Annotated in this window: 12 protein-coding genes and 1 pseudogene; 10 read left to right on the top strand and 3 right to left on the bottom strand. The window is 70.6% G+C overall.

Annotation, left to right across the window (positions count from 1 at the left end):
- Positions 1-72 precede the first annotated feature (72 nt).
- The gene (locus P2L57_RS00160) at positions 73-1,503 is read left to right on the top strand and encodes a sugar porter family MFS transporter (protein ID WP_275806275.1); all 1,431 of its coding nucleotides are present in this window, start codon (positions 73-75) and stop codon (positions 1,501-1,503) included.
- 528 nt (positions 1,504-2,031) lie between these two features.
- Here P2L57_RS00160 and P2L57_RS00155 read toward each other — a convergent pair.
- The gene (locus P2L57_RS00155) at positions 2,032-3,495 is read right to left on the bottom strand and encodes a purine-cytosine permease family protein (protein ID WP_275806273.1); all 1,464 of its coding nucleotides are present in this window, start codon (positions 3,493-3,495) and stop codon (positions 2,032-2,034) included.
- A 212-nt stretch (positions 3,496-3,707) separates the two neighbouring features.
- On the opposite strand from P2L57_RS00155, the gene ftsY reads away from it, so the two are divergent.
- Entirely contained in the window at positions 3,708-4,937 is a 1,230-nt protein-coding gene (ftsY, locus tag P2L57_RS00150) for a signal recognition particle-docking protein FtsY (protein WP_275806271.1), read from the top strand.
- A gap of 65 nt (positions 4,938-5,002) precedes the next feature.
- Here ftsY and P2L57_RS00145 read toward each other — a convergent pair whose 3' ends face one another.
- Positions 5,003-5,680 (bottom strand): bifunctional DNA primase/polymerase, encoded by a 678-nt coding sequence (locus P2L57_RS00145; RefSeq protein WP_275806269.1) that lies wholly within the window; start codon positions 5,678-5,680, stop codon positions 5,003-5,005.
- A 531-nt stretch (positions 5,681-6,211) separates the two neighbouring features.
- Here P2L57_RS00145 and nsdA point away from each other — a divergent pair.
- The 4 genes from nsdA to P2L57_RS00125 all read left to right on the top strand — a co-directional run bounded on the left by nsdA (position 6,212) and on the right by P2L57_RS00125 (position 12,354).
- On the top strand, positions 6,212-7,735 hold the full coding sequence (gene nsdA, locus P2L57_RS00140) for a transcriptional repressor NsdA (protein WP_275806267.1): 1,524 nt from the start codon (positions 6,212-6,214) through the stop codon (positions 7,733-7,735).
- Positions 7,736-8,118: 383 nt separating this feature from the next.
- Complete coding sequence (locus tag P2L57_RS00135; RefSeq protein ID WP_275806265.1) at positions 8,119-9,498, top strand: ammonium transporter; 1,380 nt, start codon at positions 8,119-8,121, stop codon at positions 9,496-9,498.
- Positions 9,495-9,833, top strand: a complete 339-nt coding sequence (locus tag P2L57_RS00130; RefSeq protein WP_275806263.1) for a P-II family nitrogen regulator — start codon at positions 9,495-9,497, stop codon at positions 9,831-9,833. The genes P2L57_RS00135 and P2L57_RS00130 overlap by 4 nt, the downstream gene beginning before the upstream one ends.
- A 64-nt stretch (positions 9,834-9,897) precedes the next feature.
- Positions 9,898-12,354, top strand: a complete 2,457-nt coding sequence (locus P2L57_RS00125) for a [protein-PII] uridylyltransferase (protein ID WP_275806261.1) — start codon at positions 9,898-9,900, stop codon at positions 12,352-12,354.
- A gap of 7 nt (positions 12,355-12,361) precedes the next feature.
- On the opposite strand, the gene P2L57_RS00120 is transcribed toward P2L57_RS00125, so the two are convergent.
- Positions 12,362-12,913 (bottom strand): Uma2 family endonuclease, encoded by a 552-nt coding sequence (locus P2L57_RS00120; RefSeq protein WP_275806259.1) that lies wholly within the window; start codon positions 12,911-12,913, stop codon positions 12,362-12,364.
- Between the two features lie 172 nt (positions 12,914-13,085).
- Between P2L57_RS00120 and ffh the strand changes: the two genes are divergently transcribed.
- From ffh to P2L57_RS00100, 4 genes and pseudogenes are all read left to right on the top strand, one after another.
- Entirely contained in the window at positions 13,086-14,636 is a 1,551-nt protein-coding gene (gene ffh / locus P2L57_RS00115; RefSeq protein ID WP_275806257.1) for a signal recognition particle protein, read from the top strand.
- A gap of 22 nt (positions 14,637-14,658) precedes the next feature.
- On the top strand, positions 14,659-15,174 hold the full coding sequence (locus P2L57_RS00110) for a GNAT family N-acetyltransferase (protein WP_275807544.1): 516 nt from the start codon (positions 14,659-14,661) through the stop codon (positions 15,172-15,174).
- Between the two features lie 70 nt (positions 15,175-15,244).
- Positions 15,245-15,529: a hypothetical protein gene (locus P2L57_RS00105; protein ID WP_275807657.1), complete on the top strand. Its 285-nt coding sequence runs from the start codon at positions 15,245-15,247 to the stop codon at positions 15,527-15,529.
- Positions 15,463-15,795: pseudogene (locus tag P2L57_RS00100) on the top strand (M41 family metallopeptidase); the annotation flags it as partial. The gene P2L57_RS00105 and the pseudogene P2L57_RS00100, both read left to right, overlap by 67 nt.
- Between the last annotated feature and the right edge of the window lie 408 nt (positions 15,796-16,203).

The raw sequence follows: 16,203 nt of genomic DNA, 5'->3' as shown, positions 1-16,203 counted from the left end.
GCCTGACACTCGAAGCAATCGAAGATCCAGGCCCCCACGGGAGGGCTCTGTGCAGAGCCCCAGGAGTTCACGTTGACCACCAGCACCGCATCGGACGTAGCGCCCGGCGGCCATAAGGCCGCGCCGGACCACCTCGGCCATGTCATCTTCATCACCGCCGCCGCAGCCATGGGCGGATTCCTCTTCGGCTACGACAGCTCCGTGATCAACGGTGCGGTCAACGGCATCCAGGGCAAGTTCGGCATCGGCCACGCCCTGCTCGCCCAGGTGGTCGCCGCGGCACTGCTCGGGTGCGCGATCGGCGCCGCGACCGCGGGCCGCATCGCCGACCGCATCGGCCGCATCCGCGTCATGCAGATCGCCTCGATCCTCTTCGTGGTCAGCGCGATCGGCTCGGCGCTGCCGTTCGCGGTGTGGGACCTCACCCTGTGGCGGGTGATCGGTGGCTTCGCCATCGGCATGGCCTCGGTGATCGGCCCCGCGTACATCGCCGAGGTCGCACCCCCCGCCTACCGCGGACGCCTCGGCTCTTTCCAGCAGGCCGCGATCGTCATCGGCATCGCGATATCGCAGCTGGTCAACTACGGCATCCTGCAGATGGCCAACGGCCAGCAGCGCGGCAAGATCGGCGGCCTGGAGGCCTGGCAGTGGATGCTCGGTGTGATGGTCGTGCCCGCCGCGCTCTACGGACTGCTGTCCCTCGCGATCCCGGAGTCGCCGCGCTTCCTGATCTCCGTCGGCCGTGAGGCCGACGCGCAGAAGGTCCTCGCCGAGGTCGAGGGCAACGGCGCCGACCTCGACGCCCGGGTCGCCGAGATCCGCCAGGGCATGCACCGCGAGCACAAGGCGAGGTTCAAGGACCTGCTCGGTGGCAGGGCGGGCTTCCTGCCGATCGTGTGGGTCGGTATCGGCCTGTCCGTCTTCCAGCAGCTCGTCGGCATCAACGTGATCTTCTACTACTCGGCGTCGCTGTGGCAGTCGGTCGGTATCGACCCGTCCAGCTCGTTCCTCTACTCGTTCACCACGTCGATCATCAACGTGATCGGCACCGTGATCGCGATGATCTTCGTCGACCGGATCGGCCGCAAGCCGCTGGCCCTCATCGGCTCCGTCGGTATGGCGATCTCGCTGGGCCTGGCCGCCTGGGCGTTCTCGTACAAGACCGGCTCCGGCGCCGCCATCCACCTGCCGAACCTCCAGGGCACCGTCGCGCTGGGCGCGGCCCACGCCTTCGTGCTGTTCTTCGCCCTGTCCTGGGGCGTGGTGGTCTGGGTGCTGCTCGGCGAGATGTTCCCCAACAAGATCCGCGCCGCGGCGCTCGGTGTGGCGGCCGCCGCCCAGTGGATCGCCAACTGGCTGATCACGGTCAGCTTCCCGACCCTGTCCGACTGGAACCTGTCGGGCGCCTATGTGATCTACACCTTCTTCGCCATCCTCTCGATTCCCTTCGTGGCGTTCTTCGTCCGGGAAACGAAGGGCAAGGCCCTGGAGGAGATGGGCTAAACCACCCCCCGCTGCCCGCTCTTCCAGTTCCGCCGCCCCGGCTCAGCACCATGGCTGAGCCGGGGCGGCGGGCTTTTCCGGACCGGCGGGCGCTGTGTGCCGACGGCACCGGATCGACCGGCGGCGCAGGGGGAGCGCCGGACGCGGGGCTGCCCGAACTTTCCGCTGCGGGCGGCGCAGTCGAACGAACACCGAGGGCGCGGGCGGCCTTGAGGGCGAGTGCCGGGCCGTTCCGGTCCGTGGCGTCCTGGGCCGGGCCGCGGCGTCTCGCGGGGGCACCGAGTCCTGCGCGGGTACGCAGTGTCCCCGTGGGGCCCGCATCGTCCCGAGCCGGTCCGCAGCATTCCGTGCGGGTCGTCAACCGTCCGTACGGGACGTCACCTCCCACGCGGGTTTCCCAACGTCCCCTACGGAGACGGCAGCCGGGGCGCGGCCTGGCTGATGCGCCAGCAGAAGCGGCACCCCCGCACAGAAACGTCCCCCCTCCGCCGGAGACGGCGAAGGGGGGACGACGCGCTTGGCGTTGGGTCAGCTGACCAGTTCGCTCGCGGGGTCGGCGGTCTCGACCGCCTCCGCCGCCTCACCGCTGACCGCGGCCTGCTCCCGCGGCAGCACCGCGTACAGCACCGCGGCGATGACGATCGTCACCGCCCAGCCCAGGCCGTTCTTACCGAGCCAGGTGCCGGCCAGCGGGCCGGAGAACCAGGAGACGGAAGTGAAGCACAGACCGATGACCAGACCCGCCGCCCAGGCCGTCATCGCCTGCCAGGCGAAGCCGCCCTTGTACCAGTAGGCGCTGGTACGGGTGGTGTCCATCAGCGCCTTCGGGTCGTACTCCCGGCCGCGCAGCATGTCGACGCCGAAGACGCCGATCCACGCCGAGAACGAGACCGCCAGCAGGGTCAGGAAGGAGATGAACGAGCTGATGAAGCCGGACGCCACGATCATCAGCAGCGAACCGAAGACCAGGCTGATGACCGCGTTGACGCTGACCGCCCAGGCACGCGGGATCTTGAAACCCAGGGTCTGCGCGGTGAACCCGGCCGAGTACATCGACATGCTGTTGATGAGCAGCATGCCGATCAGCGCGATGAACAGATACGGAACCGACAGCCACATCGGCAGCAGCTTGCCGATGAACGAGACCGGGTCGCTGGCCTTGGCCAGATCCGGCGTACCGACCGCCATCACCGCGCCCATCAGCACCAGCGGCACCACGACGATGCCCGCGCCCGCGACCGTGTTGCCCACGATGCCCTTGCTGGAGGCCGTGCGCGGCAGGTAGCGCGAGAAGTCGGCGCCGGACGGCGCCCAGCTGAGGCCACCGGCCGCGATGGTGCCAACTCCGGCCACCAGCAGCGCGGTTGAGCCCGCCGGACGGGAGAAGACCGCGGACCAGTTGGTGTCGGCGACCAGATAGCCCAGCACCGCGAGGCTGAAGGCGCCGAAGAGGTACGCCGACCACCGGTTGCACAGCAGCAGCACCTTGCGGCCCATACCGCTGACCGTGAAGGTGGCGCCGACGAAGAACAGCAGGGTGACGATGATCAGGGGCGTGCTGCTCTTGATCCCGAACAGCAGGTTGAGGATGGTGAGCACGGCGTACGCGCCGGTCACCGCGTTGATCGTTTCCCAGCCCCAGCGTGCGATCCAGGTCACCGCGCCGGGGAGGAGGTTGCCGCGCTGGCCGAAGACCGCGCGCGAGAGCGTCATACCGGGCGCGCCACCGCGCTTGCCCGCGATGGTGAGCACACCCACGATGCCGTACGACACAATGGGGGCGAGGACGGCGACCAGCAGGACCTGGTAGAAGTTCAGGCCGTTGGAGACCACCAGGCCCGCGCCCATGGTGAGCAGCAGGACGCTGATGTTGGCCGCCACCCAGGTGGGGAAGAGCTCTCTGACGCGGCCCTGCCGCTCGGAGTCGGGGACGGGCTCGATGCCGCGGGTCTCGATGGCGCCTTCTGCTTCGAGAGCAGGCGTCTTCTCCATAACGGTGGTTTCTCCGAGCGGGAAGTCGGGGGAGGGGGAAACGGCGACTACGGGACCATCGCTAAGGGCCCTCTACGCGCATTGCAGATCAGGATCGTATGCGGGTCGGGAAAACGTCAAGAGTGACCTTTGTCCCATTAAGTTGCTTTAACTGTGTGCCCCGCGTCTTCCAGGGCGCGGCCCTTGCGCAGTGGCCGATACTGGAGGGCGTTATGGAAACCGTCATCCTTGCTGTAGTCATCGCCCTGGTCGCGGTCGGCGCGCTGAGCGGCCTCGTGGTCAGCAGTCGCCGCAAGAAGCAGCTGCCGCCCACGCCGCCGCCGTCGGCAGAACCGAAGATCACCACCCCGCCGGCCGAGCCGCACCTCGGCGAGGAGGCGGAGGAACCGCACGACGAGCCCCGCAGGACCATCGAAGAGGTCGACCTGCCGGACGCCCCCGCGGCCACCGAGGTCGCGGAGGTCGAAGAACCCGAGACGGTGGCCGGGGAACCGCTCGCCCCGCCCGTCGAGGTGCCCGAGCCCACCGAGGGCCGACTGGTACGGCTGCGGTCCCGGCTGTCCCGCTCGCAGAGCACCCTCGGCAAGGGACTGCTCACCCTGCTCTCCCGTGACCGTCTCGACGAGGACACCTGGGAGGAGATCGAGGACACCCTGCTCACCGCCGACGTCGGTGTCGCCCCCACCCAGGAACTGGTCGAGCGGCTGCGCACCCGGGTCAAGGTGCTGGGCACCCGGACCCCCGACGAGTTGCGCGCACTGCTGCGCGAGGAACTGCTGACGCTGGTCGGTACCGACATGGACCGCGTCCTGCACACCGAAAGCCCGCAGGACACCCCCGCGGTGCTGATGGTGGTCGGCGTCAACGGCACCGGTAAGACCACCACCACCGGCAAGCTGGCCCGCGTTCTGGTGGCCGACGGCCGCAGTGTGGTGCTCGGCGCCGCCGACACGTTCCGCGCCGCCGCCGCCGACCAGCTGCAGACCTGGGGCGAGCGGGTCGGGGCGCGCACCGTGCGCGGCCCGGAGGCCGGCGACCCCGCCTCCGTCGCGTTCGACGCGGTGAAGGAAGGTATCGCTGAGGGCGCCGATGTGGTGCTGATCGACACCGCGGGCCGACTGCACACCAAGACCGGCCTGATGGACGAGCTCGGCAAGGTCAAGCGGGTCGTGGAGAAGCACGGCCCGGTCGACGAGGTGATCCTGGTCCTGGATGCCACCACCGGCCAGAACGGGCTGGTCCAGGCCCGGGTCTTCGCGGAGGTCGTGGACATCACCGGTATCGCCCTGACCAAGCTCGACGGCACCGCCAAGGGCGGCATCGTGGTCGCCGTCCAGCGGGAACTGGGCGTACCGGTCAAGCTCGTCGGCCTCGGTGAGGGGCCCGACGACCTGGCGCCGTTCGAGCCGGAGGCGTTCGTCGACGCGCTGATCGGCGACTGACCCGCCGAGTAGGTCCGATGGGTAAGGGGCGCCCGCCACTGGCGGGCGCCCCTTACCCATCTCCATCACAACGTCCGCACCGGCATCCTGTGCCGGTGGCACACGTACGCCAGCGTGCCCAGCAGCAGGCGCGCCTCCGGCGGCTGCCGGTCGGGGGAGGGCGGACGCAGCCAGCGGACCGGGCCCAGACCCCCGAGGTCCGAGGGCGGCGCGGTGACATGGTCGCCCAGACCCCGGCAGCGCAGATCGAGAGCGGCGTCGTCCCAGCCCATCCGGTAGAGCAGCCGTGGCAGCTCGTCCGCCGCGCCGGGCGCGACGAAGAACAGCGCCCGGCCGTCCGGTGTGCCGATCACCGGCCCGAGCCGCAGCCCCATCCGCTCCAGGCGCACCATCGCCCGGCAGCCCGCCTCCTCCGCGACGTCCAGTACGTCGAACGATCGCCCGGCGGGCAGGAGTACGGCCGCGCCCGGTGTCTGTGCCCAGGCGGCGGCGACCTGTTCCCCGTTCGCGCCCGCCGGGATCTCGGCGGCGAAGCCCAGCGCGTGGGCGCCGGGCGCCGCGCATTCCGGGTCACCGCAACTGCACTGGCCACCGCCTCGGGTGGCGCGGGCGCCGGGGGTTACCGCCCAGCCGTACACCGCCGTGTACTCCGCGATCGTTGAGCGGACCGAGGCGCGGGTGCGGCGGCGCACGCCGGGCGCGATGTCCCGGATCTCCCGGAAGCTGCCGATCGTGAAGCCCATGTCACCTCCAACACTCCGAATTCGTCGATGGTTACGCCCTCCCGTCGCCCACCACCACCCTCAAAGGAGGCCCTGACGGGCCGCTGCGTTGGATTTGCCGTCGCCCACCACCCCTTTGCGGGTTCTCTGCGGCTGACTGCCCACCCGCAGCTCGCGACGCGCCGTCGGGGGCGGCGCGTCGGCAGCGCATCGCGGCGCGGGGAGTGGTGCGCGGCGCAGTGCGCGCCCTGCCGCACCTCGCTCCACTCGGACCTGATGTTCATCTGTCAAGTGAATCGTGTGCGGCGGGGGAAGAGTTCATTCGAAGGGGTGGCGAATGGTGGCGATTCGGCATCCGCCCTCGCCGGATGGGTGATCACGGGATTACTTTCGGTTTACGAGCCCCCGGAAGACGCGCCGTCCGCGGGCATGCCGGAGGCAGGGCACTCACGAGCATTCGGTCACCGGGGGTGGCGCGTTGAGGACAAGGAGCCCCAACTGGCGGCATCCTTTGGAGAGTTCGGCGAAGAGAAGTGGGATGGGGGCGTTCCGGTGGTCGGAAGCGTCACAAGCGGCGAGGCCGACGCCAACGGCGTCGGCGAGAAGCAGGCCAACGAGCAGCTGGGTTCCTGGTTCGTCCGCAGCGGCTGGTCCAAGGGCGAACTCGCTCGCCAGGTCAACCGACGGGCACGGCAGATCGGTGCGCACCACATCAGCACCGACACCTCGCGGGTGAGGCGCTGGCTCGACGGAGAGCAGCCGCGCGAGCCGATCCCGAGAATTCTCTCCGAGCTGTTCTCCGAGCGCTTCGGATCGGTCGTCGCCATCGAGGACCTGGGCCTGCGCAGCGCACACCAGCCGCCCGCCACCTCCGGCGTCGACCTGCCGTGGGCGGGCACCCAAACCGTAGAGCTGATCAGCGAGTTCTCCCGCAGCGATCTGATGCTCGGGCGCCGCGGCTTCCTCGGTGCCTCGCTGGCGTTGTCCGCCGGGCCCGCGTTGATCGAGCCGATGCAGCGCTGGCTGGTGCCCGCACCGCCGGGCGTCCCGGTGCCCGACCTGGGCGCCGCGGGCCGTACCGCGCACGCCGAACGGTCGTCCCGGCCCGCCAAGCTCTCCGGGCCGGAGCTCGATCTGCTGGAGGCCACCACGGTCATGTTCCGCCAGTGGGACGCGCAGTGCGGTGGCGGACTGCGCCGCAAGGCGGTCGTCGGGCAACTCCACGAGGTGACCGACCTACTGCAGGAGACCCATCCGCAGCCGGTCACCAAGCGGCTGTTCAAGGTCACCGCCGAACTCGCCGAACTCGCCGGGTGGATGAGCTACGACGTGGGCCTGCAGCCCAGCGCGCAGAAGTACTTCGTGCTCGCGCTGCACGCCGCCAAGGAGGCGGGGGACCGCCCGCTCGGTGCGTACGTGCTGTCCAGCATGAGCCGTCAGATGATCCATCTGGGCCGTCCCGACGACGCGTTGGAGCTGGTCCACCTCGCGCAGTACGGCAGCCGGGACTCCGCCACCGCGACCACCCAGTCGATGCTCCACGCGATGGAGGCCCGCGCCTACGCCAGCATGGGCCAGGTGCAGAAGTGCCACCGCGCGGTACGGATGGCCGAGGACACCTTCAGCGACCGCCGCCCGGCCGAGGACCCCGACTGGATCCGGTTCTTCTCCGAGGCCGAGCTGAACGCGGAGAACGCGCACTCCTACCGCGACCTGGCGTACGTCGCCGGTCGCAGCCCGACGTACGCCTCGCTGGCGCAGCCGGTGATGGAGCGGGCCGTCGAGCTGTTCGCCCAGGACCCCGAGCACCAGCGCAGCTACGCGCTGAACCTGATCGGCATGGCCAGCGTCCATCTGCTCCAGCAGAACCCCGAGCACGCCTCGGAGCTCGCCGCCGAGGCGATCGCCGTGGCCAGGAAGATCCGCTCCGAGCGGGTCAACACCCGAATCCGTCGCACCACGGACACCGCGGTACGCGACTACGGACAGGTGGCCGAGGTCATAGCGCTCAGCGACCAACTGCGGACCGATCTGCCCGACGACTGCGAACTGGACCCGGCGGCCCAGGCCGTCTGACCCCACGGACCTCTCCACTCCGGCCGCGGCGGCCACCCCGATCAGCCCGACTAGGCTCCCCCACCGCCAGGTCGACGGGCAACCGCCGCGGCCGGTTCCGTATCCCCGCCCGGGACCCGCCGGGACCCGCCGGGACCCGCCGGGAAACGCACGGGACACCCCGGAAATCGCAGTGGCACCCGGTATACGGAGCAATGCGTTCACCATGAGCGGCGAGCACCGGTTCACCGGGCCGTAACACGCACGCCATCTTCGTCACGACGGTGAAACACCGCGCTGCGGCGACTGAAACCCGGCTCCGCCACCCTCTTGGCGATAACCGGCCCTTTCAGTTCCCCCCACTCCCCGCCCGCACGGGCCGTACCGACGACGAGGAGACGCCGATGCCGACTGGCATCCTGACGACGCTCGCTGCCGACAAGCCCGTTCTCGACACGGGCCATACCGCGTTCATGCTGGTCAGCGCCGCACTGGTGATGGTGATGACCCCCGGTCTCGCCTTCTTCTACGGGGGCATGGTCCGGGTCAAAAGCGTGCTGAACATGCTGATGATGAGTTTCATCAGCCTCGGCATCATCACCATCCTGTGGACCCTGTTCGGATTCAGCCTCGCCTTCGGCACCGACCACGGTGGTTTCATCGGCGGCACCGACTGGCTCGGAATGCGCCACATAGGGATCACCGAGCTGTGGCCCGGCTACGGCATTCCGATCTATGTGTTCGCCGTCTTCCAACTGATGTTCGCGATCATCACTCCGGCGCTGATCAGCGGCGCGCTCGCGGACCGGGTCAAGTTCACCGCCTGGTCGCTGTTCATCACCTTGTGGGCGATCGTCGTGTACTTCCCGGTGGCGCACTGGGTGTGGGGCACCGGCGGCTGGCTGGCCAAGCTGGGTGTGATCGACTTCGCGGGCGGTACCGCCGTCCACATCAACGCGGGTGCGGCGGCGCTCGGTGTCATCCTCGTCATCGGCAAGCGGGTCGGCTTCAAGCGCGACCCGTTCCGGCCGCACAACCTGCCGCTGGTGATGCTCGGCGCGGGACTGCTGTGGTTCGGCTGGTTCGGCTTCAACGCGGGATCGTGGCTGGGCGCTGACGGCGTCGCGGCTGTCGCGTTCACCAACACGCAGGTCGCCACCGCCGCCGCCATGCTCGGCTGGCTCGCCTATGAGCGGATCCGGCACGGCTCCTTCACCACCCTCGGCGCCGCCTCCGGCGCGGTGGCCGGACTGGTCGCCATCACCCCGGCCTGCGGCTCGGTCTCCCCGATGGGCGCGATCGCCGTCGGCGTGATCGCCGGTGTGCTGTGCGCCTGGGCCGTCGGACTGAAGTTCAAGCTCGGCTTCGACGACTCCCTGGACGTCGTCGGCGTCCACATGGTCGGCGGAATCGTCGGCTCGCTGCTGATCGGCCTGTTCGCCACCGGTGGTGTCGGCCAGACCGCCAAGGGCCTGTTCTACGGGGGCGGGTTCGGGCAGCTCGGCAAGCAGGCCGTCGGTGTCATCTGTGTCCTGCTGTACTCGCTCGTGGTTTCTGCGATCCTCGCCAAGGTGATCGATCTGGTGATGGGCTTCCGGGTCAGTGAGGACGACGAGGTCTCCGGGATCGACCAGGCGGAGCACGCCGAGACCGGCTACGACTTCGCCGGTGTCGGCTCCGGCGCCCGGATCGGCGGACTCCCGGTGGCCGCCGAGAGCAAGGCCACCACCGGTAAGAAGAGCGAGAGCCCCTCCGAGGCCGCACAGTCGAAGGTGGACGTATGAAACTCATCAGCGCAGTCATCAAGCCGCACCGCCTTGACGAGGTCAAGGCCGCCCTCCAGGACTTCGGAGTGCAGGGCCTGACCGTCAGCGAGGCCAGCGGATACGGCCGGCAGCGCGGCCACACCGAGGTCTACCGGGGCGCCGAGTACACCATCGACCTCGTGCCCAAGATCCGCATAGAGGTCCTGGTGGAGGACGCGGACGCCGACGGACTGATCGAGGTCCTGGTGAAGGCGGCGCGAACCGGAAAGATCGGTGACGGCAAGGTGTGGAGCGTCCCCGTCGACACGGCGGTCCGGGTACGGACCGGCGAGCGCGGCCCCGACGCCCTGTAGACCGGCCCGCCGTAGACCACTCAGCTGCGACGATGCGGAACCGCGCTTGGCATTGGGAGACCGTATGACCGACCGTGCCGTCCCGGAGACCTCCGGGACCCCCCACCGTGTACCGGAGGGCGCACGGTCGCCCGGTGTCGGCTACGCGGCGGCCCGGCTGGCCCTGCTCAACGAGGAGGGCCAGCCGGGACCGTCGCGTCGTGCCAGGCTCGCCGAGCTGACCGACCAGTGGCTCGCCGGACTCTTCCCCACCCCGCACGCCGGTACGGCACTCGTCGCAGTCGGCGGCTACGGGCGCGGCGAACTCTCGCCGCGCAGCGACCTCGACCTGCTGCTGCTGCACGACGGGTCGGCCACCACCGGCGAGGTCTCCGCGCTCGCCGACCGCCTCTGGTACCCGGTGTGGGACCTGGGCCTCGCCCTCGACCACTCGGTGCGCACCCCGGCCGAGGCCCGCAAAACGGCCGAGGACGATCTCAAGGTGCAGCTCGGCCTGCTCGACGCCCGCCACATCGCGGGCGACCCGGAGCTCACCGCCTCGCTGCGCACCGCCGTACTCGGCGACTGGCGCGCACAGGCGCCGAAACGGCTGCCCGAACTCCACGAACTGTGCCTGGAACGGGCCGCCCGGCAGGGCGAGTTGGCCTATCTGCTGGAACCCGATCTGAAGGAGGCGCGCGGCGGACTGCGGGACGCCACCGTGCTGCGCGCCGTCGCCGCCTCCTGGCTGGCCGACGCCCCGCGCGAGGGCCTGGCCGAAGCCCGTACCCGGCTGCTCGACACCCGCGACGCCCTGCACCTGGTCACCGGCCGGTCCACCGACCGGCTGAGCCTGCAGGAGCAGGACCAAGTCGCCGACTGGCTGGGCGTGTTGGACGCCGACACCCTGCTGCGGCAGGTGTACGAGGCGGCGCGCACGGTGGCGTACGCGAGCGATGTGACCTGGCGCGCGGTCGGCCGGGTGCTGCGGTCACGGTCGGCGCGGCCCCGTAAGCGCTTCCTCACCCGCGGCCGAACCGAACCGGTCAGCGCCGAGCGGATGCCGCTCGCCGAGGGCGTCGTCGAGCAGGAGGGCGAGGCGGTGCTCGCCCGTACCGCCAGGCCGGAACGCGACCCGGTGCTCCCGCTGCGCGCGGCGGCCGCCGCCGCCCAGGCGGGCCTGCCGATCTCGCTGCCCGCGGTACGGGCGCTGGCCGCCGCGGCGCACCCGCTGCCGGTGCCCTGGCCCGCCGAGGCGCGGGAGCAGCTCGTCACGCTGCTCGGCGCGGGCGAGGCCACGGTGGCGGTGTGGGAAGCGCTGGAGGCCGAGGGCCTGATCACCAGGCTGCTGCCGGACTGGGAGCGGGTACGGTGCCGTCCGCAGCGAAACCCCGTACACCGCTGGACGGTTGACCGCCACCTCGTCGAAACGGCCGTCCAGGCGTCGTCGCTGACCCGGCACGTCAGCCGCCCCGATCTGCTGCTGATCGCCGCGCTGCTGCACGACATCGGCAAGGGCTGGCCGGGCGACCACTCGACGGCGGGCGAGGTCATCGCCCGGGACGTGGCCGCCCGGCTGGGCTTCGGCCGCACCGACGCCGACACGCTGGCCCTGCTGGTACGGCACCATCTGCTGCTCATCGAAACGGCGACCCGGCGCGATCTGGACGACCCGGCCACCGTCGAGTCCGTGGCGAAGGCGGTGCGGTCGACCGAGTGCCTCGACCTGCTGCACGCGCTGACCCAGGCCGACGCGCTCGCCACCGGCCCCGCGGCGTGGAGCGCCTGGCGGGCGTCGCTCGTCGCCGAACTGGTGCGCCGGGTGGCGGGCGTGCTGGCCGGCGGAGCGCCGCCCAGCACGCCGACCCGGGAGACCTCGGCCGAGGAGGAGCGCCTTGCGGTCGAGGCGGCCCGCACCGGCGGCCCGGTGGTGGCGCTGCAGGCCGAGTCGGAGCCGGTGACGGAGGACGGCACCGAGCCGGTCGGCGTGGAACTGCTGCTGGCGGTGCCGGACCGCCCGGGCCTGCTGCCCGCGGCGGCGGGCGTGCTGGCGCTGCACCGGTTGACGGTGCGGGCGGCGGATCTGCGGACCGCGGACCCGATCGGGGCGGGACCTGTGACCTTGCTGAGCTGGCGGGTCGCGGCCGAGTTCGGCTCGCTGCCGGAGGTCGCGCGGCTGCGTGCCGACTTCGCGCGGGCGTTCGACGGCTCCCTGGACATCGAGTCCCGGTTGGCGGAGCGCGAGGCCGCGTACCCGCGGCGCAGGGGCGTCCCGGCCCCGCCGCCCAGGGTGACGGTGGCCACCGGCACCTCGGAGGTGGCCACCGTGATCGAGGTCAGGGCGCAGGACGCGCCGGGGCTGCTGCACCGGATCGGCCGCGCCCTGGAGGACGCGAGCGGGGTCGCGGTGCGCTCGGCCCGGATCAGCACCCTCGGCGCCAACGCGGTGGACGCGTTCTACGTGGTGGGCGCGGACGGCGCACCCCTCCCGCCGGACCGGGCGGCCGAGGTGGCCCGGGAGGTGGAGGGGGCGTTGCGGTAGGGCTGGCCTACTTGGCCTTGCGATCGGGGAAATCGCTGGTGTCGATGTCGATGCTCCGGCCGTCCGCGAGGCGCAGTTCCACATGCTCGCCGAAGGGGATTTCCGTGCGCTCGGCATATCCCGTGGGCGTCGGGCCTTCGAGGAGTGTGCACACCTGCTTGAACGGGTCGATGATCAAGTACGTGGCGATGCCGAAGCGGCCGTACTTGGCCACCTTCGTCACGTAGTCGTTCACGTCGTTCTCAACCGAGACGAACTCAACCGCGGCCAGAACGTTCGTGCACACGTACCTGTTGCCGTGCCGTACGGCGTCCGCGTCGAGGATGGCGACGTCTGGTGCGAAGGAGGTCTCGCCGGGGAAGTCGACGAAGACATCCGACGCGGTCTTCACGGACTTACCGTATTGATCGCGGATCTGGCTGCGGACATCGAAGATCGTGTCGTCCCGGTCAGGCCCCTGGGGGGTCATGATCACCCTTCCGTCGACGACATCGATGACGTAGCCCTCGGTCTTGATGTCCGCGTGCGGGTTGGCACGTAGGTCGTCCAGGATCGACATGATCACTTCCTCGGCGTTCGACGACGCCGTCATTGTCCCACGCGCATATGCGCCGCCGTCTGAAGATCCAGCCGCGAAGCGGCCTCGCACCGCGATGGAGACCGGACCTGGACGGGCCAGATACCCTGGAGGGCGATATCCGCCCGCCCCCGACACGAGGACCCGCGACGCCGTGTTCGACACTCTCTCCGATCGCCTCGCAGCGACCTTCAAGAACCTCCGGGGCAAGGGCCGCCTGTCCGAGGCGGACATCGACGCCACCGCGCGCGAGATCCGCATCGCGCTGCTGGAGGCGGATGTCGCCCTTCCCGCGGTCCGCGCGTTCATCAAGCAGGTCAAGGAGCGGGCACTCGGGTCCGAGGTCTCGCAGGCGCTGAACCCCGCACAGCAGGTCATCAAGATCGTCAACGAGGAGCTGATCGGCATCCTCGGCGGCGAGACCCGCCGACTGCGGTTCGCCAAGACCCCGCCGACCGTGATCATGCTGGCCGGTCTGCAGGGTGCCGGTAAGACCACCCTCGCCGGAAAGCTCGGCCGCTGGCTGGCGGGCCAGGGGCACGCCCCGCTGCTCGTCGCCTGCGACCTGCAGCGTCCGAACGCGGTCAACCAGCTGGCCGTCGTCGCCGAGCGCGCCGGCGTCGCGGTCTACGCGCCCGAGCTGGGCAACGGCGTCGGCGACCCGGTGAAGGTCGCCAAGGACTCGATCGACTACGCCCGCACCAAGCAGCACGACGTGGTCATCGTGGACACCGCGGGCCGCCTCGGCATCGACCAGGAGATGATGGAGCAGGCCGCGGACATCCGCGACGCGGTCAGCCCCGACGAGATCCTCTTCGTCCTCGACGCCATGATCGGCCAGGATGCGGTCAACACCGCGCAGGCCTTCCTCGACGGCGTCGGCTTCGACGGCGTGGTGCTCTCCAAGCTCGACGGCGACGCGCGCGGTGGTGCCGCACTGTCGGTGGCGCATGTCACCGGCAAGCAGATCATGTTCGCCTCCAACGGCGAGAAGCTGGACGACTTCGACGCGTTCCACCCGGACCGCATGGCGTCCCGCATCCTCGGCATGGGCGACGTGCTCTCGCTGATCGAGAAGGCCGAGCAGACCTTCAGCCAGGCCGAGGCCGAGAAGATGGCGGCCAAGCTGGCGAAGGGCCCCAAGGAGTTCACCCTCGACGACTTCCTCCAGCAGATGGAGCAGGTCCGCAAGATGGGCTCCATCTCCAAGCTGCTCGGCATGCTGCCCGGCATGGGCCAGATCAAGGACCAGATCAACAACCTCGACGAGCGGGACGTGGACCGCACCGCCGCGATCATCAAGTCGATGACCCCGGCCGAGCGCACCGACCCGACGATCATCAACGGTTCGCGGCGGGCCCGTATCGCCAGGGGCTCGGGTGTCGAGGTCGGCGCCGTCAAGAACCTCGTCGAGCGGTTCTTCGACGCCCGCAAGATGATGTCGCGGATGGCACAAGGCGGCGGCATGCCGGGGATGCCGGGCATGCCGGGGATGCCGGGCATGGGGGGCGGCGCGGCCCGAAAGAAGAAGGCCAAGCCCGCCAAGGGCAAGCAGCGCAGTGGCAACCCGATGAAGCGCAAGGCCGACGAGGCCGCGGCAGCCGCCCGCCGGGAGCAGCAGGCAGGCGGCGCGTTCGGGCTCCCGGCCGACAACGACGGCAAGGGCTTCGAACTGCCCGACGAGTTCAAGAAGTTCATGGGCTGACCGGGTGCCGCACGAGAACACCATGCGCGTGCACATCAGGCCGCCCCGGCCATCGGACGCGGCGGCCTACGCCGAGGCCGTCGTGCGGTCCGCCGAGCACATCGGCGCGTGGAACCCGGTCGACCCGGACGGGTTCCCCGAACTGCTGCGCAACCAGGGCCCGTCGCTGCAGACGTTCCTCGTGATCGACGGCGCGGACGGCGGCATCGTCGGCAAGTGCAACGTGACCAACATCGTGCGCGCCCGGTTCCGCAACGGTGTGCTCGGCTATGACTCGTACCTGCCGTACGCGGGCACCGGACGGATGACCGAGGGCATGCGGCAGGTGGTGGACAGGTGCTTCAGCGAACTCCCCGACGGTCTGGCGCTGCACCGGCTGGAGATCAACATCCAGCCGGACAACGTCCGTTCCATCGCGCTGGCCAAGCGGCTCGGGTTCCGGCACGAAGGTTTCTCCCCGCGCATGCTCTACATCAACGACGCCTGGCGGGACCACGAGCGGTTCGCGCTCACCGCCGAGGAGTGGCCCGGCCTGTGACCCCCCGCGGTCGCGCACGTTCCGGATGCGGGTCCCGGCACCTGTCACTGCCTGTACGTATGGTCGGGGCGTGACCAACCCCGTACCGCCCCGACAGAGCCCGGATCAGCCGTGGCGGTCGGAGGGCGCGCCCCCGCCGCAGCGGCCGCGCCGTCGGATGGGTGGCTGGGGCGGCATGATCCTGACCGCCCTCGCAGTCTTCCTCATCACCGACGCGTTGCTGTCGTTCTTCGGCGGCCCGACGAGCCAGTCGATCTCGTACACCGAGTTCAGCAAACAGCTCGGCGCGGGCAACATCGCGACCTGGAACCGGTCACCAACATCGTGCGCGGCATGGTCGCCCGTTGGGGCATGAGCGAACGCATCGGCCCGCTCACCGCCCTCCCGCAGGACGCCCAGCAGGCCTACGGTCTGGCCGCCGCACCCGCCACCCTCGACGCCGTCGACGCGGAGATGCGGCGCATCGTCGACGAGTGCTACGAGGAGGCGTGCCGGCTCCTCACCGCCCACCGCGCCCAACTCGACGCCCTCGCCAAGGCGTTGCTGGAACGCGAAACACCGGAGGAGGCCGAGGCGTACCGGACGGCGGGCATCCCGCGCCCGGACCGCCCGGACAACTAGCCCCACGGGCCCGCCCGGCCCACCGGGTGCGGCCTTCCAGCGGGTTGCGCCCGGCTCCGCCCTTCGGGGGCTCGCCGTGGCGGCGGACAGTCCTCCGTGATCGTTCCGGATTCCGGGCCGGGTGGCCCGCTGTGCGGTGGGCAACCCCGTGGGTCGCGTGCTGATGGGGGTCGCGCGCTGCCTGTTTCCGCCGGGCTCCGCCGCGGGCGCCGCCCGCCGTCGCGGCGGACGGTTTCCGGGCAGCGGCCGCGATGCTGTGGACCCCGGCGGCGCCGAACCGGCCGTGACCCGATGCGGCCTCCGCGGCGGGCCGAGGGCCGCGTTCTGGCGGGAACGGGCGGTTGCCGGGTCGGACGGCAAAGATCTTCCGCCCCGACCGGGAGCGACCACGACGCCGTGGACCGGCGG

Source organism: Streptantibioticus ferralitis (assembly GCF_029223525.1).
In the GTDB taxonomy this organism is placed as follows: domain Bacteria; phylum Actinomycetota; class Actinomycetes; order Streptomycetales; family Streptomycetaceae; genus Streptantibioticus_A; species Streptantibioticus_A ferralitis.
This window is presented reverse-complemented; position numbering and strand designations above follow the sequence as displayed.

Bases quoted from the DNA above. Each gene is read 5' to 3' on its own strand.
- P2L57_RS00155 (WP_275806273.1), bottom strand. From the start codon at position 3,495: ATGGAGAAGACGCCTGCTCTCGAAGCAGAAGGCGCCATCGAGACCCGC.
- ftsY (WP_275806271.1), top strand. From the start codon at position 3,708: ATGGAAACCGTCATCCTTGCTGTAGTCATCGCCCTGGTCGCGGTCGGC.
- P2L57_RS00145 (WP_275806269.1), bottom strand. From the start codon at position 5,680: ATGGGCTTCACGATCGGCAGCTTCCGGGAGATCCGGGACATCGCGCCC.
- P2L57_RS00135 (WP_275806265.1), top strand. From the start codon at position 8,119: ATGCCGACTGGCATCCTGACGACGCTCGCTGCCGACAAGCCCGTTCTC.
- P2L57_RS00130 (WP_275806263.1), top strand. From the start codon at position 9,495: ATGAAACTCATCAGCGCAGTCATCAAGCCGCACCGCCTTGACGAGGTC.
- P2L57_RS00125 (WP_275806261.1), top strand. From the start codon at position 9,898: ATGACCGACCGTGCCGTCCCGGAGACCTCCGGGACCCCCCACCGTGTA.
- P2L57_RS00120 (WP_275806259.1), bottom strand. From the start codon at position 12,913: ATGTCGATCCTGGACGACCTACGTGCCAACCCGCACGCGGACATCAAG.
- P2L57_RS00110 (WP_275807544.1), top strand. From the start codon at position 14,659: ATGCGCGTGCACATCAGGCCGCCCCGGCCATCGGACGCGGCGGCCTAC.